Genomic DNA, 22,911 nt, shown 5'->3' on the forward strand with positions numbered 1-22,911 from the left:
AAAAGTTATGCGTCATTACTTAAAGTTATAATGATTGGCAAATTTCATAAATAATTCAGGTAAAGCCTCAACTTGACCTTGTTGTTGGATAAAGTAAAAATTCCTTTCGATAGACAAATGTTGAACATCTATTATTGTAAATTTATTTTCTCTAAGTTCTTTGTATATGGAATGTAATGATATAAAAGCCATAGTGTTGCTGTGAAGTATATAGTTTTTAATACTTTCAGTGCTGCCTAATTGCATTTCAATTTTTAAATCTGAAATTTTTACATTCAAAGATTTTAAATGATGTGCAATTACTTCTAGTGTTCCTGATCCTTGCTCGCGAAACAAGAGAGGAATGTTTTTTAGCTCATCAATAGTAATGTTCTGTCTTTTTGAGAGAGGATTTGTGCTATTTGAAACTAAAACAATTTCGTCTTTGACAAATTCGGTATATTTTAGATAGGCTTTTTTGGATTTTCCTTCTATGATACCCAAATCAATTTCATTTTTTTGCAGCGCAATTTCAATTTGTTCTGTATTATTAGCTTCTAAAGAAACGATAAGTTGGTCAAATTTTTTATGAAACGATGCTAAAATTTCAGGTAAAAGATATTGAGCAATTGTTGTACTCGCACCAATTCTTAATTTTCCGTTGAAATTTTGAGAAAGAGAATTAATTTCAAATTCTAAATTACGATAGGTTTCAAATATTTTTTCGGTATGAGAAAATAATATAATTCCTGCTTTTGTTAATTTTACCTTTGAGCCATTTCTTTCAAAAAGTTTAGTTTTCAGAAAACTTTCAATTTCTTGTATGTGTTTTGAAACTGCTGGCTGCGTAATAAATAATTCTTCGGCAGCTTTTGTAAAATTAAGTCGTTTTGCTACTTTGTGAAATACTTGTAAACGAAAATCAAACATTATTATAGGATTAAGTTATTTTACTCATTTTTTCTTGAGTTCTCCAAGGGTTTAAATATACGCATTGCGCCAATACGAAATATATAATGTTGCGCTTATTCTTTTATATATTTTATTTAAGATTCTGTTTGTTAGTTGATTAAATATTGAATAATTTTTGGATAAACGCAATTATATGATGAATGAAAATCTGACCGATCAATTCATAGTGATCCTTCGAATGCAACGATATGCCGAGAAAAGTATTAAGACCTACGCTTCACATCTCAGCTATTTTCTTAAATTATCTTCCAAACATAAACCGGAAAATATAACCTAACAACAACTTGAAGATTTTATTGTCTGGCTTGTCGACAAGATGAAGATAGGGCAATCATATCAAAAAGCAATGATCGCCACTATTACCAAATTTTATAAGGAAATCTTCAACCGCCAGATCAGTTTAAAACATCTCTATCCCAAACGCAAAGAACATAAATTACCGAAATTTCTTACCCTTGAAGAGGTGAAACAGGTATTGGATGCTACGGAGAATTTAAAACATAAAGCTATTCTTACCACAATATATTCGTGCGGTCTGCGTCTTAGCGAGGTGTTGGAATTGTAGATCTCTGATATCAAAACTAAAGATCGTCTCCTGCTGATCCGCCAGTCTAAAGGAAATAAAGATAAATTAAAGAGAAAGATACTATATCTCTTTAATAGTAAATTTATGAGCCATAAGTTCCAAGACGGAACTAAAAACAAAGTAAGTCTATTAAAAGAAAATATTTGAATATAGCACAAATTAGAAATCTCAAATATCGTATTCCCCTTTTTGTTCCCCCTTAAAATAAAAAACTCTTTGTTAACAGTAGTTACAGAGAGTTTTAAGTACCCCAGAAGGAACTTTTATTTGTAAAGACAGTAGAGAATTTATTCGAGGGCTCTATACTTAGACTTCAATAAGAATGTAGATTTGTTGGTGAATTTTTGCTAAATGGTTTCTATGGGGGAAAAGTAAAAGGCCTCAACAGATACTCTATTAGATAAAACGACTTCCTTTTAGTGATAAGAATAAATCTTTGCCTCAAATTTTTTCATATAAGAGAAATATCCTATATTTAATATTAGCACCTAATCTAGCACCCAAAAATAAAAAACCCTGTAAATCAATAATTTACAGGGTTTTAAGTGGAGTTGGAGGGATTCGAACCCTCGTCCAAACAAGCAATACATAAGTCTTCTACATGCTTATTCTATTATTGATTTTCGACTGAAAACAGAGAACAGACACCCAATTTACAGCTTAACTTCTGAGGTTTTCGAGTTTTGGCCGAAGTTTCCAAAACCTTATTTCCGCATTGCTATACCCCGGAATCAGACGTCGCGAAACAGAACTTCTGCGGGATATCTTGTTTCCTTACTATCTTCAGGAAAAGCGCTAAATCCTACTATGATTCGGATTAAGCTGCAAGAGCAAACTCTTGGTCGCCAGTTAAAATTTTGTGACAAGGGATTAAAGAGATCGCGTCACGGTTCTCTGCATGCTAACTTACCCATTGGTCTTGCTGTCGAAACCAGTCAACCCCATTTAAATAAGACTGCAAATTTAATGAAAATTTCAGACCAATCCGAAAAATGCTCAAAATATTTCCGCAGATATTGCCTGTTTAAAAAAATATTGTATTTTTGCAATCCAAAATGAGATGTAAATTATGTTAATAATTCCAGTAAAAGACGGAGAGTCTATCGACAGAGCGTTAAAAAAATACAAAAGAAAATTTGATAAAACAGGTGTTGTACGTGCCCTAAGAAGCAGACAGCAGTTTAACAAGCCTTCTGTAACCCTGAGACAGGGTAAACTGAAAGCAGCTCATAAGCAGAGAAATCTGAGCAAAGAGGAGCAGGCTTAATAATATTCTTTTAACCCGAATAATAAATCATTTTTCAAATAGTTATATTTGGGAAATGATTTTTTTTGTTTAAAATGCTGGAGAGATATATTGATTACATTTCCGTTGAAAAAAGATATTCGCCGCATACTGTGACGAGTTATAGGAAAGATCTCGAGGATTTTTCTTCTTTTCTTTTAGAAACCGAAGGGCACCAGAATTTTTCTCAGGTGGACAGGAAAATGATCAAAAATTTCATGTATCATTTAAGTGAAAAAGGAATTTCAAAAAGGAGCATCAACAGAAAACTATCTACGCTTCGCAGCTTTTTCCTATTCTTGCTGCGGATTCGCGAGATTTCAACCTCGCCAACGGAAGGAGTAGAAACCCTGAAATTTTTTCCTCACAAACAGATTCCTTTCTCGACGGAAGAAATGAACGATTTTGAAAATATTCCGGAAGCGCAAAAACCGGATGAATTAAAGGAGCTTATTATTGAAACGCTGTATCAGACCGGAATGCGGAAAGCGGAACTCATCCATCTGCGCATTGATGATGTAGATTACACCAAAAATGAAATAAAAGTTACCGGGAAAAGGAACAAGGAACGCATCATTCCTTTTTCAGAATCTCTGGCTGAAAGTTTCAGGAAATATTCCGAGACGAGGAAGCCCTTGAAAGAGAACGTAATGTACTTCTTTATCAATAAAAAAGGCAAAAAACTTACAGAGAAATTTGTTTATCTTGCCGTTAATAATTACCTTAGTCTGGTAAGTTCGAAAGAAAAAATCAGTCCGCACATACTTCGGCACAGTTTTGCTACACATGTTCTGGAGAATGGGGCCGAGATTTCGAAAATTAAGAAATTAATGGGGCATTCGTCTCTGGCATCCACCCAGGTTTATACCGATGCCAATATAGATCAATTAAAAAAAGTGTTTAACGAAGCTCATCCGCGAGCTAAAAAAAATGTAGATTTATGAAAATTTCAGTACAGTCAATAGGATTGACGCCACACGCACCGCTTGAAGAACATATTGACAAAAAGTTAGGAAAGCTTGAAAATTATTATGACAAGATTGTTGAATGCAAAGTTTTCCTGAAAGTAGAGAACAAATCAGACAAAGAAAATAAGACTGCCGAGATTATTTTAGCCGTTCCGGGCGAGGATATCGTTGTAAAAAAGACCTCTGCAAGTTTTGAGGAAAGTTTGGATCAGTGCGCTGAAGTTGCTAAAAAGCTGCTAATCAAGAAAAAAGAACTGGCTTAAAATAAAATCTTAAAAATTTTTAAAAATAATTTGTAGATTCCAAAAAAACTCACTTATATTTGCACTCGCAAAAAGAGATAAGTGTTCTTTTGAAATCTATTTGCCTCCATAGCTCAGTTGGCTAGAGCAGCTGATTTGTAATCAGCAGGTCGTGGGTTCGAGTCCCTCTGGAGGCTCATATTTTATAAAATTGGGGAGATTCCAGAGTGGCCAAATGGATCAGACTGTAACTCTGCTGTCTTACGACTTCGTAGGTTCGAATCCTACTCTCCCCACATTTTATAAAAAATAATTTGCAGGTTTTGAAAAATATCTTAAATTTGCAAACCGTTTACCAACAGTTTTTGTAAACAAAAATGCGGAAGTAGCTCAGTTGGTAGAGCGTCAGCCTTCCAAGCTGAATGTCGCGAGTTCGACCCTCGTCTTCCGCTCACAAAAATCACAACCAACGCGGATTGTGATTTTTTTTTAAAATTTCCGCCGACTTAGCTCAGGGGTAGAGCGTTTCCTTGGTAAGGAAGAGGTCGTGAGTTCAAATCTCATAGTTGGCTCTGTTAAATCTCTCAATTTTTGGGAGATTTTTTTTTGAAGAAACTGCAGAATCAAATTTTGATTTCATAATTTTCAGGAACAGAATATTTTTTTTAAATTTGCAGTCCAAATCTCTCTGTATTAATAGGGTGCACTTTTATCAATTTTGAATATTGAAACTTTTTTAAATGAAAAAGATTTTTGATATTCAAAAAATGATTATATTTGCGCACCGAAAAATTAAATAATAATAATAAAATAAATAATTTAAATCATGGCAAAGGAAACGTTTAATCGTAACAAACCCCACTTGAACATTGGTACTATTGGTCACGTTGACCATGGTAAAACAACACTTACTGCAGCAATCAGTAAAGTATTATCTGACAAAGGATTCGGAACTGCAAGAGATTTCTCTTCTATCGATTCTGCACCGGAAGAAAAAGAAAGAGGTATTACTATCAATACTGCACACATTGAATATGAAACTGCAAACAGACACTACGCTCACGTAGACTGTCCTGGTCACGCCGATTATGTGAAAAACATGGTTACAGGTGCTGCTCAAATGGACGGAGCTATTCTTGTAGTAGCTGCTACTGACGGACCTATGCCTCAGACAAGAGAGCACATCCTTCTTTGTCGTCAGGTAAATGTACCAAGAGTATTGGTATTCATGAACAAAGTAGATATGGTTGATGATGCTGAACTATTGGAATTGGTAGAACTTGAAGTAAGAGATCTTCTTTCTACGTATGAATATGACGGTGATAATTCTCCGGTTATTCAAGGTTCTGCTTTAGGAGCATTGAACGGTGATCCAGCTTGGGTTGCTAAAATCGACGAATTGATGGATGCTGTTGATACTTGGATCGAATTGCCGGTAAGAGATCAGGATAAGCCATTCTTGATGCCAATTGAAGATGTATTCTCTATTACAGGTAGAGGTACTGTTGCAACTGGTAGAATTGAAGCAGGTGTAATCAATACTGGTGATGCTGTAGATATCGTAGGTATGGGCGATGAAAAATTAACATCAACTGTAACTGGAGTAGAGATGTTCAGAAAAATCCTTGACAGAGGTGAAGCTGGAGATAATGTAGGGATCCTTTTGAGAGGTATTGAAAAAACTGACATCAAAAGAGGGATGGTAATCGCGAAAGCAGGTTCTGTAACTCCACACAAAAAATTCAAGGCTGAGGTTTATGTTCTTTCAAAAGAAGAAGGTGGACGTCACACTCCATTCCACAACAAATACCGTCCGCAGTTCTATGTAAGAACCACTGACGTTACAGGTGAAATCTTCTTACCAGAAGGTGTAGAAATGGTAATGCCAGGAGACAACTTAACAATTACTGTAGAATTGTTGCAGCCAATCGCTCTTAACGTAGGTCTTAGATTTGCGATCAGAGAAGGTGGTAGAACAGTTGGTGCAGGTCAGGTAACTGAAATCTTAGATTAATTTCTAAACCAATATTATAGTTCCGCAGGGAAACTTGCGGAACTTTTTTAACTACGGGCATCGTCCAATGGTAGGATACCGGTCTCCAAAACCGTTGATCAGGGTTCGAATCCTTGTGCCCGTGCAAATACAGATTATGAGCTTAGTAGATTTTGTAAAAGGTTCTTATACCGAATTTAAAGATAAAGTGGAATGGCCAAAATGGCCAGAGCTTCAGTCTTCAACAATCGTTGTTACCGTGGCTACCGTAATTTTATCTTTGTTTACGCTGGGTATAGATTCATTATTCAGCAAATCAATTGCTAATATATTGTCCATTTTAATCGGACTGTTCAATTAAAATTATTTTCCAACATGAGTGATTTGAAATGGTATGTTCTGAAATCCATCAGCGGACAGGAAAATAAGGTGAAGACCTATATTGAGAACGAAATGAAACATCATGGTTTCGAAGATTTCGTGACTCAGGTAGTGATTCCTATGGAGAAGGTGATCCAGATGAGAAACGGGAAGAAAGTACCAAAAGAAAAACCTTATTATCCGGGATATCTGATGGTGGAAGCAAACTTAGTGGGAGAGATCCCTCACATCATCAAGAATATTCCAGGCGTTATCTCATTTTTAAGTTTAACCAAAGGCGGCGAGCCTGTACCGATGCGTAAAGTTGAGGTGAACAGAATGCTCGGCAGAATGGATGAACTTTCGGAGTTCGCTACAGAAACCATGATCCCTTTTGTGGTAGGCGAAAATGTGAAAGTGGTCGATGGCCCTTTCAACGGTTTCAACGGTACAATTGAAAAAATCCAGGAAGACAAAAAGAAAATCGAAGTTTCAGTAATGATCTTCGGAAGAAAGACTCCAATGGAACTCAGCTTTATGCAGGTAGAAAAAGTTTAACAACTTTTCAACATATCCAAAAGGCCGCTCAACAGAGCGGTCTTTTGCGTTTCTACAACTTTTTATTAAAATTCTTTCTACAAATCAGCATATTACGCTTGCACAATTAAAAAAAAATCTTAATTTTGCAGTCCGAAATGTATAGCTGTTAGGTGAGACAACGGCATACAGATTTATAAATGCTTCCACATTCATAAATTTCTTAATTTTTTAAAAAACAAAAATGGCTAAAAAAGTCTTTAAAATGGTTAAACTCCAGGTAAAAGGAGGGGCAGCAAACCCTTCTCCACCGGTAGGTCCAGCATTGGGTTCTGCAGGTGTGAATATCATGGAGTTTTGTAAACAATTTAACGGAAGAACTCAGGATAAGCCTGGACAAGTTTTACCTGTAGTAATTACAGTGTACGAAGACAAATCTTTTGAATTCGTTATTAAAACACCTCCCGCTGCTATCCAGTTACTGGAAGCCTCTAAAGTGAAGAAAGGTTCAGGAGAACCGAACAGAGCTAAAGTAGGAAGTGTATCTTGGGATCAGGTTAAAAAGATTGCAGAAGATAAAATGACAGACCTTAATTGCTTCACAGTAGATTCTGCTGTAACAATGATCGCAGGAACTGCAAGATCTATGGGATTGAGAGTAACAGGAACTAAACCAACTAACGCTTAAAACTAATAGAAATGGCAAAATTAACGAAAAAGCAAAAGGAAGCTTTAAGCAAACTGGAAAAAAACAAAATTTATAACCTTGACGAAGCTTCGGCTTTGGTTAAAGAAGTAAACTTTGCAAAATTTGACGCTTCTGTAGATATCGCTGTTAGATTGGGTGTAGATCCAAGAAAAGCAAACCAAATGGTAAGAGGTGTAGTATCTCTTCCGCACGGTACTGGTAAAGATGTAAAGGTTTTGGCACTTGTAACTCCTGATAAGGAAGCAGAAGCTAAAGAAGCCGGTGCAGATTACGTAGGTCTTGACGAATATTTACAAAAAATAAAAGAAGGTTGGACGGATGTTGACGTGATCGTTACCATGCCTGCAGTAATGGGTAAATTAGGCCCGTTAGGTAGAGTTTTGGGACCGAGAGGTTTGATGCCGAATCCAAAATCCGGTACGGTAACCATGGATATTGGTAAAGCAGTAGCGGAAGTGAAAGCAGGTAAAATTGATTTCAAAGTAGACAAATACGGTATTATTCACGCAGGAATTGGTAAAGTATCTTTTGATGCTGCCAAAATCCGCGAAAATGCTGCTGAACTGATCCAGACATTGGTTAAAATGAAACCTACAGCTTCCAAAGGAACGTATGTAAAAAGCATCTATATGTCTTCTACTATGAGTCCGGGTATTGCTATTGATACTAAATCTGTAAACTAAAATCTGTAACACAATGACAAAAGAAGATAAAGTATTAGTAATACAAGAAATAAAAGGAATGTTACAGGACGCGAAAGTGGTTTATGTAGCAAATCTTGAAGGAATGAATGCTGCTGCGACTTCAGATTTCAGAAGACAGGCATTCAAACAGAACATCAGCCTTAAAGTGGTAAAAAACACCCTTCTGCAGAAAGCAATGGAGCAGATGGAAGGCGTAGATTATTCTGAAATGTTCCCAACTTTCAAAGGAAACACTGCTTTGATGATCGCTGAAACAGCAAATGCTCCGGCAAAACTGATCCAGACTTTCAGAAAAAAAGAAGTAGTACCTGCCCTTAAATCAGCTTACTTGCAGGAAACTTTCTATGTAGGTGATGAAAATTTGGCAGCTCTCGTGAGCATCAAGTCACGCGAAGAAATGATCGGAGAAATCATCGGATTGCTTCAGTCACCAATTCAAAGAGTTGTTTCTGCACTTCAGAACAAACCTGAAGCAGGAGAGGCTGCAGCCCAAGAAGCTGCACCTGCCGCTGAAGAAGTGAAAGCAGAAGAAACTCCAGCTGCAGAAGCTGCTCCAGAAGCAAGCGCTGAAGCTGATGCACCAAGTGCAGAATAAATTATACTCAAAAAAAACAACAATAAATCGTTCAACAATTAAAACATTATTAAAATGTCAGATTTAAAAAACTTAGCGGAAACGCTTGTTAACTTAACAGTTAAAGACGTAAATGAATTAGCAACTATCCTTAAGGATGAGTACGGAATCGAGCCAGCTGCTGCTGCTGTAGTAATGTCTGCAGGTGGTGGTGCTGAAGCTGCTGAAGAAAAAACAGAATTCGATGTAATCCTTAAAGCTGCTGGTGCTTCTAAATTAGCAGTTGTTAAATTGGTAAAAGATTTAACAGGTGCAGGTCTTAAAGAAGCGAAAGATATGGTAGATGGTGCTCCAACTGCTATCAAATCAGGAATTTCTAAAGACGAAGCTGAAGCTTTGAAAAAACAATTAGAAGAAGCTGGTGCTGAAGTAGAATTGAAATAATTCTCTTTTTCATCCTCAATTTATAAATCCGCATTTATGCGGATTTTTTTTGTTTAAATAAGGCAGAAGAACTGAAATAGGTTTTCCCTTGTTTATTTCAATGAATTTTCGTACTTTTGCAGTCCTTTTGGCGCTAACCATTTGTATATAAACCAGTAAAATATTGTAAATCAACTTTTTCGTTAAGTCGGAAAAGATTTCGTGTTTCTGTTTATCCCATCTTTTTAGCTCCAAAAATTCAAAAAATGTTTTGCACTACTCCGTGAAAAGATATACCGGCGTTGCAGTTAGAAATTAGAATCAAGAATCAAGAACAAAGAATCAAGACTAATTCTGTTAGCGCCGAACCTCAAGTCATCCTTCTTTACTCTTACTCTTTCTTCGGTTTCTGATATTTTTTAAAAATCAAAATATTTTTTAACCCTCATTCCTAATTTTTTTTATGAGTAAATCTAAAGCAGTCGCTAAAACTCAGGGAACCGAAAGGATTAATTTTTCCACTGCAAAGGGAAAAATTATTACCCCTGACTTTTTGGACATTCAGATCCAATCTTTCAAAGATTTCTTCCAGTTGGATACCCTTCCGGAACAGAGAGTACACGAAGCTCTTTACAAAACCTTTGAAGAAAATTTTCCGATTACCGATTCAAGAAACCAGTTCGTACTTGAGTTTCTTGATTATCTGGTTGATTCGCCACGTTACTCCATCAACGAGTGTGTGGAAAGAGGCCTTACCTATTCAGTTCCGCTGAAGGCAAGACTTAAACTGTACTGTACAGATCCGGAACATGAAGATTTCCAGACCGTGATTCAGGATGTTTATTTGGGACCTGTTCCTTATATGACGCCTTCCGGTTCGTTCATCATCAATGGTGCTGAAAGGGTTATCGTAACCCAGCTTCACCGTTCCCCGGGTGTGTTTTTCGGACAGACGTATCACGCCAACGGTACCAAACTGTATTATTCCAGAATTATCCCGTTCAAAGGATCATGGATGGAATTTACAACCGACATCAATAACGTCATGTATGCGTACATCGACCGTAAGAAAAAATTACCTTTAACAACTTTACTTAGAGCTATCGGCTTCGAATCTGATAAGGATATCCTTCAGATCTTTGACCTTGCGGAAGAAGTAAAAGTTTCAAAAGCTGCTTTGAAAAAAGTAGAAGGAAGAACTTTGGCTGCGAGAGTTCTGAACACGTGGTTCGAGGATTTCGTGGATGAAGACACGGGTGAAGTGGTTTCTATCGAAAGAAACGAGATCATTTTAGATAGAGAAACAATTCTTGAAAAAGAACATCTGGATCTAATTCTTGATGCAGGAGTGAAATCAATCCTGATCCACAAAGAAAATTCCAACGAATTCTCTATCATCCAGAATACATTACAGAAAGATCCAACCAACTCCGAAAAAGAGGCGGTTGAATATATTTACCGTCAGTTGCGTAACGCAGATCCACCCGATGAAGAAACCGCAAGAGGAATTATTGAAAAATTATTCTTCTCAGAGCAGCGTTACTCATTAGGAGAAGTTGGTAGATACCGATTAAATAAAAAATTAGGTTTAAATATTCCTGAGAAAACGGAAGTTTTAACCAAAGAAGACATCATCTCCATTGTTCGTCATTTGATCGAACTTGTGAATTCCAAAGCGGAAGTCGATGATATTGATCACTTGTCAAACAGAAGGATCAAGACTGTTGGTGAGCAGCTTTCAGGACAGTTCGGTGTAGGTCTTTCGAGAATCGCCAGAACAATCCGTGAAAGAATGAACGTTAGAGATAACGAAATCTTTACACCAATTGATTTGGTTAATGCCAAGACTTTAACATCAGTTATCAACTCATTCTTTGGTACCAACCAGCTTTCTCAGTTCATGGACCAAACCAACCCACTGTCAGAAATCACGCACAAGCGTCGTCTTTCTGCCCTAGGACCTGGTGGTTTATCGAGAGAAAGAGCAGGTTTCGAGGTACGTGACGTTCACCATACTCACTATGGTAGAATTTGTCCGATCGAAACTCCTGAGGGACCAAATATTGGTTTGATCTCTTCATTGGGAATTTATGCTAAAATCAACAACTTAGGGTTTATTGAAACGCCTTACAGAAAAGTTGAAAACGGTAAAGTGGATCTGAAATCAGCACCGATTTACCTGAATGCAGAAGATGAGGAAGATAAGATTATCGCCCAGGCCAACGTTGAACTTGCTGATGACGGTAAATTTGAAACAGAAAGAATTATTGCGAGACTGGATGGGGATTATCCGGTAGTGGAGCCGAATCAGGTTGACCTGATTGATGTGGCGCCAAACCAGATTTCCGGTATCTCAGCTTCCCTGATTCCTTTCCTGGAGCATGATGATGCAAACCGTGCATTGATGGGATCCAACATGATGCGTCAGGCAGTTCCTTTGTTGATGCCGGAAGCGCCTATCGTAGGAACCGGTCTTGAAAAGCAGGTGGCGAGAGATTCACGTATCCTCATCAATGCTGAAGGCAATGGTGTTGTTGAATATGTTGATGCAGACAGAATTACCATTAAATATGAAAGAAGCGAGGACGATGATCTGGTATCATTTGAATCAGCGACTAAAACCTATAAACTGACGAAATTCCGTAAAACCAACCAAAGCACAACCATTACTTTGAGACCTAACGTAAGAGTTGGAGATAAAGTGCATTTGGGTCAGGTTCTTTGCGACGGGTATGCTACAGAAAACGGCGAACTGGCCATCGGTAGAAACCTGGTAGTAGCCTTTATGCCTTGGAAAGGGTATAACTTCGAGGATGCGATCGTAATTAACGAAAAAGTAGTTCGTGAAGACTGGTTTACTTCCATTCACGTTGATGAATATTCACTGGAAGTTCGGGATACCAAATTGGGTATTGAAGAATTGACAGCAGATATTCCAAACGTTTCGGAAGAGGCTACAAAAGACCTTGATGAAAACGGAATGGTGAGAATCGGTGCGGAAATCAAACCGGGAGACATCATGATCGGTAAGATCACTCCAAAAGGGGAATCTGATCCGACTCCGGAAGAGAAATTATTGAGAGCGATCTTTGGTGATAAAGCCGGTGACGTAAAAGATGCTTCACTGAAAGCAGATTCTTCGTTAAGAGGGGTAGTGATCAATAAAAAACTTTTCTCAAGAAATATCAAAGACAAAAAGAAAAGAAGCGAAGAGAAACTGAAACTTGAAGAAATCGAAAACACCTACAAAGTGAAATTCGACGAATTGAGAAACACGCTTCTTGAAAAACTCAACACTTTAGTGAACGGTAAGACTTCCCAGGGCGTACAGAATGACCTTGAAGAAGAAATCATCGGAAAAGGCGTGAAATTCACGACCAAATTATTACAGAGTGTTGAAGATTATGCCAATGTAAGCGGTGCAGACTGGACGGTGGATTCTGAGAAAAATGATCTCATCAAACAGCTGATTCACAACTATAAAATCAAGTTCAACGACATCCAGGGAATTAAAAACCGTGAGAAATTTGCAATTTCAATTGGTGATGAACTTCCTGCAGGGATCATTAAACTGGCAAAAGTATATGTTGCTAAAAAACGTAAACTGAATGTTGGTGATAAAATGGCGGGTCGTCACGGTAACAAAGGGATTGTATCAAGAATCGTTCGCGAAGAAGATATGCCTTTCCTTGAAGACGGAACTCCGGTGGATATCGTATTGAATCCGCTTGGTGTACCTTCCCGTATGAACATTGGGCAGATTTATGAAACAGTACTTGGATGGGCTGGTCAGAAATTGGGTCTGAAATTCGCAACACCGATTTTTGATGGTGCCAATATCGATCAGATTACTGAGTATACCAAGCAGGCAGGTCTTCCGGAATTCGGTTCCACTTATCTTTATGATGGCGGTACCGGCGAAAGATTCTCACAGCCGGCTACAGTTGGAGTCATTTATATGCTGAAACTGGGTCACATGGTTGATGATAAAATGCACGCACGTTCAATCGGACCTTATTCATTGATTACGCAGCAGCCGTTAGGAGGTAAAGCGCAGTTTGGTGGACAAAGATTCGGGGAGATGGAAGTTTGGGCACTGGAAGCATTTGGTGCATCCAATATCCTTAGAGAAATCTTAACCGTTAAATCCGATGATGTAATCGGTAGAGCAAAAACTTACGAAGCGATAGCGAAAGGAGAAGCAATGCCTGAACCAGGTATTCCTGAATCTTTCAACGTGTTGCTTCACGAGTTACAGGGTCTAGGCCTGGATGTAAGATTGGAAGAATAACATATTATTCAGCAGTTTGCTATTAGAAAAACTGCTGCTTTAAATTTTAATTTTTAATTTATGTTATCATTTATCAGGAATTCTAAACTTAGTTATGCTGTATTTAATTTTTTTAACAAAGAAAAATTAAATCATAACATTTCTTTATACCAAAAATATGGTCTTAAAAAGAAATATTATTCACCCATTTCGAGTAAGGATTTTGAAGGTATTAAAGAATCTTACTGTAGAAGGGAGGATAATGATAAAGTTAGGAATTCGGATTTTTTTAAAAATCTTTCAGAAGAAAATAAAGAAAGTCTGCTAGATTTTCATAACAAGGGTTATTGTATCATCAGAGGATTTTTGAACAATGATACTGTTGATGAAGTTAATAATGAAATTCAGCGCCTTGTAGATACGCGAAAAATAAAATTTCGCTACGCTAATAAGTTAATGTTTGCAATTCATCATTCAAAATTAATCGAGAAGATAGGACAGAATAAATATCTTTTAGATGTATTAAGTATTTTATTTGATGGTAAAGCAAAGCTGTTTCAAAGTATTAATTTTATCAATGGAAGTGAGCAGAAAACTCATTCCGACAGTATTCATATGACAACATTTCCGCATGGTGGGCTTTTAGGAGTTTGGGTAGCATTAGAAGATGTTTCCGCTGAAAATGGAGCACTACATTATTATCCGGAATCTCACAAATTGCCTTATTTCATGAACTCGGATTATGATAATGAAGGGACAAAATTTATGTTAGGAAAGAAAGGCTATAAAGAATATGAAGAATTCTTAAACTCCAGGATAAATGATTTGAAATTAGAAAAGAAAGTCTTTGACTGTAAGAAAGGTGATATGCTTATCTGGCACGCAAATATCCTTCACGGAGGAGAACCGCATACCAATAAGAACAGAACGAGAAAAAGTATGGTTTTCCATTATTTTGATGAAAACTCCATCTGTTATCACGAGATTACACAAAGGCCTGCCTTATTTAAAAATTAATTTTTAAAGTATTAGATGAATATATGAAATTTTTCCCCTCACTTAAATCTAAAATCTAACAAATGTCAAATAAAAATAAAACAAGTAATTTCACAAAAATTACGATCGGTCTTGCTTCTCCCGAATCCATTTTACAGGATTCTAGAGGTGAAGTTTTAAAACCGGAAACCATCAACTATAGAACCCACAAGCCGGAAAGAGACGGTCTTTTCTGCGAAAAAATATTCGGACCTGTAAAGGATTACGAATGTGCATGTGGGAAATACAAAAGAATCCGATACAAAGGAATCGTTTGTGACCGTTGTGGAGTTGAAGTAACAGAGAAAAAAGTTCGTAGAGAAAGAATCGGCCACATTGGTCTGGTTGTTCCTGTTGCGCACATCTGGTATTTCCGTTCTTTACCGAATAAAATCGGTTACCTTTTAGGCTTGCCTTCCAAAAAGCTCGACATGATCATCTATTACGAAAGATATGTCGTGATTCAGCCGGGTATTGCCAAAAAAGCCGACGGTTCTGACTTTGATGACAAAGAATTTCTGACGGAAGAGGAATATCTTGATATTCTGGAAACGTTGCCACCGGACAATCAGTATCTTGATGATGCCGACCCGAATAAGTTTCTCGCCAAAATGGGTGCAGAAGCTGTGGAGGAATTGTTGAGAAGAATCGATCTTGATGCTTTGTCTTTCGATCTGCGTCATAAAGCACACAACGAATCTTCAAAACAGAGAAGAACTGAAGCCCTGAAAAGGCTGAATGTTGTTGAAGCCATCCGTGGTGCAAACACAAGAATGATCAACCGTCCTGAATGGATGATTATGCGTGTGCTTCCTGTAATACCACCAGAATTGAGACCATTGGTTCCGTTGGATGGAGGTAGATTCGCAACATCCGATTTAAATGACCTTTACAGAAGGGTGATCATCAGAAATAATCGTTTGAAGAGACTTCTGGAGATCAAAGCTCCTGAAGTAATCCTGAGAAACGAAAAAAGAATGCTGCAGGAATCTGTAGATTCATTATTCGACAATACAAGAAAATCATCTGCAGTAAAATCTGAATCCAACAGACCGCTGAAATCACTTTCAGATTCACTGAAAGGTAAACAGGGTCGTTTCCGTCAGAATCTATTGGGAAAAAGGGTAGATTACTCAGCCCGTTCGGTAATTGTTGTAGGTCCAAACCTTCAGCTTCACGAATGTGGTATTCCTAAAGATATGGCAGCTGAGCTTTACAAACCGTTTATCATCAGAAAACTGATTGAAAGAGGAATTGTAAAAACCGTAAAATCTGCTAAAAGAATCATCGACAGAAAAGAACCTGTTGTTTATGACATTCTGGAAGGCGTAATGAAAGGTCACCCGGTACTTCTGAACAGGGCCCCTACTTTGCACAGACTGGGAATCCAGGCATTCCAGCCGAAAATGATCGAAGGAAAAGCAATTCAGCTTCACCCATTGGTTACAACGGCATTTAACGCCGATTTTGATGGTGACCAGATGGCGGTTCACTTGCCATTAGGTCCGGAAGCAATTCTGGAAGCACAGCTTTTAATGTTGGGTTCTCAGAACATTCTGAACCCGGCAAACGGTTCTCCAATTACGGTTCCTTCGCAGGATATGGTTCTGGGTCTGTATTTTATGACCAAAGAAGCCCATTCTACGGATGAAGTGAAAGTAAAAGGAGAAGGTTTGGCATTCTATTCCCCTGAAGAGGTGGAAATTGCCTATTCCGAAGGTCAGGTTTCTCTGAACGCAAAAGTGCGTTGCAGACTTCCGATCAAGGAAGACGACGGAATCGTTACAAAACTTACTGAAACTACGGTAGGAAGAATCCTTTTCAACGAAATCGTTCCCAAACAGTCAGGATTTATCAATGAACTCCTGACGAAGAAATCATTGAGGAACGTGATCGGACGGGTGTTGGCTGATACCGATTTCCCGACGACCGTTAAGTTCCTTGATGATATGAAGGACCTTGGATATACGAATGCATTCAAAGGTGGACTTTCGTTCAGCTTGGGAGACATCGTGATCCCGGTTGAGAAGAAAAAAATGATTGCTCAGGCAGTTGAAAATGTAGATGAAATTAAGGCCAACTATAACATGGGTCTTATTACCGATACGGAGAGATACAACCAGGTAATTGACGTTTGGACGAATACCAACGCCGGATTGACGGAAATGATCATGAGCAGAATGAAAACCGACCAAGGTGGGTTCAATTCCGTTTATATGATGCTTGATTCCGGAGCGAGGGGTTCCAAAGAACAGATCCGTCAGTTATCAGGAATGAGAGGTTTGATGGCGAAACCGCAGAAAGCCGGCTCTACCGGTGCGGAGATCATTGAAAACCCGATTGTGGCAAACTTTAAGGAAGGACTTTCAATTTTGGAATACTTTATCTCCACCCACGGTGCACGTAAAGGTCTTGCAGATACCGCCCTTAAAACAGCCGATGCGGGTTACCTTACGAGGAGACTTGTTGATGTCGCTCAGGATGTGATCATTACGCAGCACGACTGTGGTACGTTAAGAGGAACTGAAGTATCTCCACTGAAGAAAAACGATGAGATCGTGGAAAGACTTTCGGAAAGAATTTTGGGTAGGGTTTCCCTTCACAATGTTTACGATCCGGAAACCGATGAAATCATTGCAAATGCCGACGAACTGATTAACGAAGCTTTGGCTAAGAAAATCGAGGCGGCAGGAATTGAATTCGTTGAAGTACGTTCACCATTAACCTGTGAAACCAAGAAAGGAATCTGTGCAAAATGTTACGGAAGAAACCTTGCTACAGGTAAACCAATTCACATGGGTGAAGCAGTTGGAGTAATCGCTGCACAATCCATTGGTGAGCCGGGAACCCAGTTAACTCTGAGAACTTTCCACCAGGGGGGTACAGCAGGAAATATCTCCGAAAATCCATCCATCGTTGCAAGACGCGACGGTATCGTGGAAATGGACGAGGTAAGAACAGTTACTTCTGAAAACGACGAAGGTAAAAAAGCAGAGATCCTTGTTTCACGTTCAACAGAATTCCGTTTGGTGGCAGACAATGCCGTTAGAACGCCTTTGATGGTGGCCAACGTACCTTACGGTTCCGAGTTATTGGTGAAACCTGGAGATAAAGTGAAAAAAGGCGATACCATTGCAAGATGGGATCCGTATAATGCGGTAATCATTGCTGAATCTGCAGGTAAGGTTGAATACGAAGACATCATTCAGAGTATTTCATTCCAGCTGGAGATTGATGAGCAGACCGGTTTCGAGGAAAAAGTAATTACCGAATCCAGAAACAAGAAAGCCGTTCCTACGCTGAAAGTTGTTGATGCTAAAGGCATCGAACAGAAAGCCTATAACCTTCCTGTTGGAGCCCACTTAATGGTGAACGACGGGGAGAAGATCAAGGCTGGTAAAGTCCTGATCAAGATCCCTAGAAAATCTGCAAAATCAGGAGATATTACGGGTGGTTTGCCAAGAGTTACCGAGCTTTTCGAAGCAAGGAATCCTTCAAACCCGGCTGTAGTGACCGAAATCGATGGGGTAGTTTCTTACGGAAAAATCAAGAGAGGTAACCGTGAGTTGATCGTTGAAGCCAAAACTGGCGAAATCTCCAAATATTTGGTGAAACTTTCGAATCAGATCCTTGTTCAGGAAAATGACTTCGTCATTGCCGGTTCAAGATTATCAGACGGATCTATTACTCCGGATGATATTCTGAAGATCAAAGGACCAACAGCTGTTCAGGAATACCTTGTAAATGAGATTCAGGAAGTTTACCGTCTTCAGGGGGTAAAAATCGATGATAAACATTTCGAGATTATCGTTCGTCAGATGATGACCAAAGTAGAAATCGTTGACGGTGGTGATACGCAGTTCCTGGAAAATGCTTTGGAGCACAAGTTCGACTTCTTAGAAGAAAATAACAGGGTTTTCGGACTGAAAGTAGTAACAGAAGCGGGAGATTCCAAAGAATTCAAACCAGGTCAGATGATCACGGCGAGAGAACTCAGAGACGAGAATTCCAAACTGAAACGTGAAGACCAGGCTTTGGTAGAAGTTCGCGAAGCACTTCCTGCAACCGCAACACCGGTTCTACAGGGGATTACAAGAGCAGCGCTTCAGACCAAATCCTTCATGTCGGCAGCATCGTTCCAGGAAACAACGAAAGTTCTGAACGAAGCAGCAGTTTCCGGAAAAGTGGATTACCTGACCGGTCTGAAAGAAAACGTTATCGTAGGACACAGAATTCCTGCAGGTACGGGTCTTAAAGACTACCAGAACGTTATCGTAGGTTCCAAAAAGGAATTTGAAGACATCAATTAATTTGTTCCGTGATGCGGGGTTCGGGTTCCCAGAGAACCCGTAACCCGTATCCCGTAACGCATATCATAACAAAAAAATATTAAAAACAAAATGGACAACAATCAAAATCAAAACAACGATCCAAACAACATCAACATTCAACTTAACGAAATGGTTGCAGCAGGAGTTTATGTAAACCTTGCTTTAGTAAACCACTCTCCTTCAGAATTCGTATTGGATTTCATCCAGTTGATGCCGGGAGTTCAGCAGGCAAACGTGAGATCAAGAGTAATCCTGGCTCCGCTTCATGCAAAAAGAGTACTTTCTGCATTGCAGCAGAATATTGCTAACTACGAGCAGCAATTCGGCGAAATCAAAGAATTGGAGCCGTTTGTAGTAGGTCAGAACAACGTTCAGGCCTAATACCAAGACGTTTTAAAATAGAAATCCCGGTTCATTCAGTTGAACCGGGATTTTTTTTATGGGAATTAGTCATTGCGAGGAGCGACCGGAGGGAACGACGAAGCATTTACCGTAAACTACAAAACCGCTAATGGAAATACAATGTTACTCACAGTATTTTTTTTAATTTTTCAATTCTTTTATCCCAATCTCCATCCCAACCTTCTTTTTTTGCTTTTTCAGCGATTTCAATTGCTTCAGAAATTTTTTTTTCTTTTTCAAGAATGATACAAAGTTGCTTGTAACCTAAATGCATTGGTAAAGTCCCATATTTCTCGTGCAAAAATGCATTTTTCGATTTATTTGAAAGGTCAATTTGTTTAAGAGCATAAATTTTTGCTTTTTCATAAAACTCAGCATTGTCTCTGAGTTTATAATAAAAAGAGAGTATCTCTCCAAAGTAAAAATGTAACTCAAGCACTTCGACATCTTCATTAAACCTCTGTTCTGCTTCCTTAATCATAGGGAAGGAAAGGTCAAAATCAGCTTTAGTGTTAAAAAATTGGGAAAGATTAAGCAAGAAAATGAAGTCCGGCCTGCTATCAATTTGCTTGCCTTTTATTAAAGGTTGTGACAAATGTACCGTTCCAAATGTCTTATAACTATTTGCTATTCTATTTCTTTGGAAATCATTGAAAGTATCAAACCACCAATTTTCTAATTTATAGAATTTTATTAATCCTTCAACGTTTCTACTTTTTTTGAAAAAATCAAACATGCGATTCTATAATATTGTATGTAACATCGGGTATAGCTGTTGGTTGGAGAATATTATAATAAAGTTCAGATGAATATAACAAAATGAACAATTAGCGAAAATCTTTAGGACAGGAGCTTGCAACCCCCTAAAAGAAATACTTTATTTGGCGCCGTATTTTTTATTCAATCTTTGGAAAAATAATTTCTATTAATCCATTTTCCCCAATTTTAAAATTCATTTTTTCTGTAGGAATTTCAAATTCTAACGTTTTATATTCTCCAATATGATCTTTCTTTTTTTCGATAATTCTTATTGGATAATTTTTCACCTTCTTGAAGAATCCATCAATTATTTCATCTGAGTTTTTGCAAAATTCTGAACTTAAATGTGTTACAGACCTTTTTTCAAATAATTCTGATTTTGGTTCAACTCTGATATAACCACCAATCTCATCAAATTTCACATATCCTTTTAAAAAATTTGTTCTCGGAAGTAGAATTGTTTCAACTTTAAAATTCTTAATCTTTATTTCACCTGAGTATTTTAGAGATTTAATACAATCACTTTGTGAATATATTATTTGGCTGAAGAAAATTAGAATTAATATTGATAATTTTTGTTTCATAATATGTCGCCTAACTCTCAAATATACGCAGGTTTTTAATTGCTTCCCTAAATTTTTCTCTGCGCTTTTTCAGAACTTTTCGGTAAGGTATTTCCAATAACGTTTTGGGACATGCTGAATGTGGAGTTTCATGTTTTTCCGCTCCGTGATATTGGTTTTGGTGAAATACCGCTGCCACAGGGTCTGGTATTTTTGCTCTTCTTTGTGATGAAGGGTCTCAGAATTTCTGAGGCTGTTCAGCTGTCCTTCATCAGGATAAAAAAATTCCGTGTTTTTTAAATCATACAGAACCCCAAACCTTCTTTTAAGGTCGTAGATCATCCATTTCTGGTCGGCGTAACGGTCCCGGAAGAATTTCCAGCTGACGGGGAGCACATTGAAGTCGGGTTCCACCTTGGCGAAGAACATTCCGTCCTCCAGTTTTTCGAAACGTACAAAGGCATGAAGCCTGTGAATTTCCCTTCCCATGCTTTTGCAGATTTTGGAGATCTCCATGATGTCGGGATCGGCAAAGTTCTGAAGGATATTTTCCGCAGGATTTTTTATGCACTTCCTTACGGCAGAAAGGATGAGGTTTCCGGAATCGGCCCTTTCGGAAAGATAGACGAGCAGCAACTGCTTTACCCCGCTTTTTCCAAGATTTGCTTCGAGTTTTTTAATGACACGGTCTACTTTGATTTCATCAGTCACCACTTCATGTACTTCCGAAAAGAAATCCACCGTCAGGTAATGTTCTTTACTGATGACCTCGGCAGGAGCAAAACGGTATTCGAAAACTTCGAACACTGCCGTAAAGAGCCCGTCAAAAGATCCGTCGTAAACTAAGGTCGTCATATTAAAATAGGGAAAGCTGCTGGGAAAAAGGATTCTGGAATTTAGAACTCATGCCGCCGAGAATGATTTTCCTGAAGTTCTGCTCATCGATGAATTTATTGAAGATATTCGTATGTTCAAATTCTACAAAATATTTCGCGCGGTTGATGGCGACGCCCATTTTTCTGAGGTTCTCAAGATCCAGTTTCTGGAATCTTCTTGCCATTAGAATTTTGCCGGTCGATTTCGTTCCGATTCCGGGAATCCGAAGGATCATTTCTTTTGTGGCGGTATTGATGTTCACCGGAAACTGTTCTCGGTGACGCAGCGCCCAGGCGAGTTTCGGATCGATCTCCAGATCGAGGAAAGGATTTCCCGGATCCAGAATTTCATTGGCCTGGAAACCATAGAAACGCATGAGCCAGTCGGCCTGATAAAGCCTGTTCTCGCGCTGCATCGGAACCTGGGAATGGATGGAAGGAAGCCGGCTGTCTTCCAGAACGGGAACATAACCGGAGTAATACACCCGTTTCAGGTTGAAATTCTGATAAAAATGATCTGCTACCTTGATGATTTTCAAATCGGTTTCATCGGTCGCACCCACGATCATCTGCGTCGACTGGCCTGCAGGAGCAAATTTCGGTACTTTTCTAAAGATCTTCTTTTCTTCTTTATAAAGAATGAGTTCGTTCTTTACGAGGCTCATCGGTTTGATCATTTCCGCGTGGGATTTGTCCGGAGCGAGCAATTTCAAACCTTTTTCAGTCGGAATTTCAATATTGATGGAAAGCCGGTCTGCATATAGTCCCGCTTCTTTCATGAGTTCGTCGCTCGCACCGGGAATTGATTTCAGGTGAATATATCCGTTGAAATTGTGTTCCAGCCTGAGTTTTTTCGCCACTCTGACGAGTCTTTCCATCGTAGTATCGGAATCTTTAAAGATGCCCGAACTTAAAAATAATCCTTCAATATAGTTTCGGCGGTAGAAATTGATGGTAAGATCAACAACTTCTTCTACGGTAAAGGCGGCACGCTTTACATCGTTCGTTTTACGCGAAACACAGTAGGCGCAGTCAAAAATGCAGTGGTTTGTAAGCAGGATTTTGAGCAGAGAGACACATCTTCCGTCTTCCGTGTAAGTATGGCAGATACCGGAAGCGTGGCTGTTGCCCAGGCCACCTTTATTCTTGCGGTTACCGCCGCTGGAAGAGCAGGAAACATCGTACTTCGCAGCATCTGCAAGTATTTCGAGTTTTTCCTGAATTCGCTCAAAATTCATTTTTTATTATGTTAAGTTTAAGAACAAAAGTAGTAATTAAAATTTACTTAATTCAAAAAATTGGTAATAAAAGATACCAAATAATATTCTGTGAATCTTATTTGAA

The 22,911-nt window shown here is 38.5% G+C and carries 20 protein-coding genes, 5 tRNA genes and 1 other RNA gene; 20 read left to right on the forward strand and 6 right to left on the reverse strand.

Annotated elements, in window-relative coordinates; translation table 11 throughout:
- Positions 1–15: 15 nt before the first annotated feature.
- Entirely contained in the window at positions 16–909 is an 894-nt protein-coding gene (locus tag FUA25_RS05040; RefSeq protein WP_027387422.1) for a LysR family transcriptional regulator, read from the reverse strand.
- Between the two features lie 358 nt (positions 910–1,267).
- Between FUA25_RS05040 and FUA25_RS05045 the strand changes: the two genes are divergently transcribed.
- Complete coding sequence (locus FUA25_RS05045; RefSeq protein ID WP_027387421.1) at positions 1,268–1,516, forward strand: tyrosine-type recombinase/integrase; 249 nt, start codon at positions 1,268–1,270, stop codon at positions 1,514–1,516.
- Between the two features lie 564 nt (positions 1,517–2,080).
- Here the strand turns inward: FUA25_RS05045 and ssrA are convergent.
- Positions 2,081–2,480: a transfer-messenger RNA gene (ssrA, locus tag FUA25_RS05050) on the reverse strand.
- Positions 2,481–2,606: 126 nt separating this feature from the next.
- On the opposite strand from ssrA, the gene rpsU reads away from it, so the two are divergent.
- From rpsU to FUA25_RS05145, 19 genes are all read left to right on the forward strand, one after another.
- Positions 2,607–2,804, forward strand: coding sequence for a 30S ribosomal protein S21 (rpsU, locus tag FUA25_RS05055; protein ID WP_147755823.1), 198 nt, complete (start codon positions 2,607–2,609; stop codon positions 2,802–2,804).
- Positions 2,805–2,878: 74 nt separating this feature from the next.
- Positions 2,879–3,766 (forward strand): tyrosine-type recombinase/integrase, encoded by an 888-nt coding sequence (locus FUA25_RS05060; RefSeq protein ID WP_147755824.1) that lies wholly within the window; start codon positions 2,879–2,881, stop codon positions 3,764–3,766.
- Positions 3,763–4,053 carry an HPF/RaiA family ribosome-associated protein gene (locus FUA25_RS05065; RefSeq protein WP_147755825.1) on the forward strand — a complete coding sequence of 97 codons (291 nt, stop codon included), beginning with the start codon at positions 3,763–3,765 and terminating at the stop codon, positions 4,051–4,053. Before FUA25_RS05060 ends, FUA25_RS05065 begins: the two co-directional genes overlap by 4 nt.
- A 102-nt stretch (positions 4,054–4,155) precedes the next feature.
- Positions 4,156–4,229, forward strand: a tRNA-Thr gene (locus tag FUA25_RS05070).
- A gap of 16 nt (positions 4,230–4,245) precedes the next feature.
- Positions 4,246–4,328: transfer RNA gene (locus FUA25_RS05075), tRNA-Tyr, on the forward strand.
- A gap of 83 nt (positions 4,329–4,411) precedes the next feature.
- Positions 4,412–4,484: transfer RNA gene (locus tag FUA25_RS05080), tRNA-Gly, on the forward strand.
- Between the two features lie 48 nt (positions 4,485–4,532).
- Positions 4,533–4,604, forward strand: a tRNA-Thr gene (locus FUA25_RS05085).
- Positions 4,605–4,858: 254 nt separating this feature from the next.
- Entirely contained in the window at positions 4,859–6,046 is a 1,188-nt protein-coding gene (gene tuf / locus FUA25_RS05090; protein ID WP_147755826.1) for an elongation factor Tu, read from the forward strand.
- A 53-nt stretch (positions 6,047–6,099) separates the two neighbouring features.
- Positions 6,100–6,170: transfer RNA gene (locus tag FUA25_RS05095), tRNA-Trp, on the forward strand.
- 12 nt (positions 6,171–6,182) lie between these two features.
- Complete coding sequence (gene secE, locus FUA25_RS05100) at positions 6,183–6,386, forward strand: preprotein translocase subunit SecE (RefSeq protein WP_147755827.1); 204 nt, start codon at positions 6,183–6,185, stop codon at positions 6,384–6,386.
- Between the two features lie 14 nt (positions 6,387–6,400).
- Complete coding sequence (nusG, locus tag FUA25_RS05105; protein WP_147755828.1) at positions 6,401–6,943, forward strand: transcription termination/antitermination protein NusG; 543 nt, start codon at positions 6,401–6,403, stop codon at positions 6,941–6,943.
- A 223-nt stretch (positions 6,944–7,166) separates the two neighbouring features.
- Positions 7,167–7,610 (forward strand): 50S ribosomal protein L11, encoded by a 444-nt coding sequence (gene rplK, locus FUA25_RS05110; RefSeq protein ID WP_147755829.1) that lies wholly within the window; start codon positions 7,167–7,169, stop codon positions 7,608–7,610.
- 11 nt (positions 7,611–7,621) lie between these two features.
- Positions 7,622–8,314: a 50S ribosomal protein L1 gene (gene rplA, locus FUA25_RS05115; RefSeq protein WP_147755830.1), complete on the forward strand. Its 693-nt coding sequence runs from the start codon at positions 7,622–7,624 to the stop codon at positions 8,312–8,314.
- A gap of 13 nt (positions 8,315–8,327) precedes the next feature.
- On the forward strand, positions 8,328–8,930 hold the full coding sequence (gene rplJ, locus FUA25_RS05120; protein WP_147755831.1) for a 50S ribosomal protein L10: 603 nt from the start codon (positions 8,328–8,330) through the stop codon (positions 8,928–8,930).
- 54 nt (positions 8,931–8,984) lie between these two features.
- Positions 8,985–9,353 (forward strand): 50S ribosomal protein L7/L12, encoded by a 369-nt coding sequence (rplL, locus tag FUA25_RS05125; RefSeq protein ID WP_147755832.1) that lies wholly within the window; start codon positions 8,985–8,987, stop codon positions 9,351–9,353.
- A 442-nt stretch (positions 9,354–9,795) separates the two neighbouring features.
- Complete coding sequence (gene rpoB / locus FUA25_RS05130) at positions 9,796–13,623, forward strand: DNA-directed RNA polymerase subunit beta (protein WP_147755833.1); 3,828 nt, start codon at positions 9,796–9,798, stop codon at positions 13,621–13,623.
- A 60-nt stretch (positions 13,624–13,683) separates the two neighbouring features.
- On the forward strand, positions 13,684–14,619 hold the full coding sequence (locus FUA25_RS05135; protein ID WP_147755834.1) for a phytanoyl-CoA dioxygenase family protein: 936 nt from the start codon (positions 13,684–13,686) through the stop codon (positions 14,617–14,619).
- Between the two features lie 62 nt (positions 14,620–14,681).
- Positions 14,682–18,947: a DNA-directed RNA polymerase subunit beta' gene (rpoC, locus tag FUA25_RS05140; protein WP_147755835.1), complete on the forward strand. Its 4,266-nt coding sequence runs from the start codon at positions 14,682–14,684 to the stop codon at positions 18,945–18,947.
- Between the two features lie 90 nt (positions 18,948–19,037).
- Entirely contained in the window at positions 19,038–19,349 is a 312-nt protein-coding gene (locus tag FUA25_RS05145) for a DUF3467 domain-containing protein (protein WP_147755836.1), read from the forward strand.
- A 148-nt stretch (positions 19,350–19,497) separates the two neighbouring features.
- Here FUA25_RS05145 and FUA25_RS05150 read toward each other — a convergent pair whose 3' ends face one another.
- From FUA25_RS05150 to FUA25_RS05165, 4 genes are all read right to left on the reverse strand, one after another.
- Positions 19,498–20,106 carry a hypothetical protein gene (locus tag FUA25_RS05150; RefSeq protein WP_147755837.1) on the reverse strand — a complete coding sequence of 203 codons (609 nt, stop codon included), beginning with the start codon at positions 20,104–20,106 and terminating at the stop codon, positions 19,498–19,500.
- Between the two features lie 160 nt (positions 20,107–20,266).
- Positions 20,267–20,713 carry a hypothetical protein gene (locus FUA25_RS05155; protein WP_147755838.1) on the reverse strand — a complete coding sequence of 149 codons (447 nt, stop codon included), beginning with the start codon at positions 20,711–20,713 and terminating at the stop codon, positions 20,267–20,269.
- Positions 20,714–20,782: 69 nt separating this feature from the next.
- Positions 20,783–21,547 carry a TIGR03915 family putative DNA repair protein gene (locus FUA25_RS05160; protein ID WP_147755839.1) on the reverse strand — a complete coding sequence of 255 codons (765 nt, stop codon included), beginning with the start codon at positions 21,545–21,547 and terminating at the stop codon, positions 20,783–20,785.
- A gap of 1 nt (position 21,548) precedes the next feature.
- Positions 21,549–22,805 carry a putative DNA modification/repair radical SAM protein gene (locus FUA25_RS05165; RefSeq protein ID WP_147755840.1) on the reverse strand — a complete coding sequence of 419 codons (1,257 nt, stop codon included), beginning with the start codon at positions 22,803–22,805 and terminating at the stop codon, positions 21,549–21,551.
- Between the last annotated feature and the right edge of the window lie 106 nt (positions 22,806–22,911).

The organism is Chryseobacterium sp., from assembly GCF_008014695.1.
GTDB lineage: Bacteria > Bacteroidota > Bacteroidia > Flavobacteriales > Weeksellaceae > Kaistella.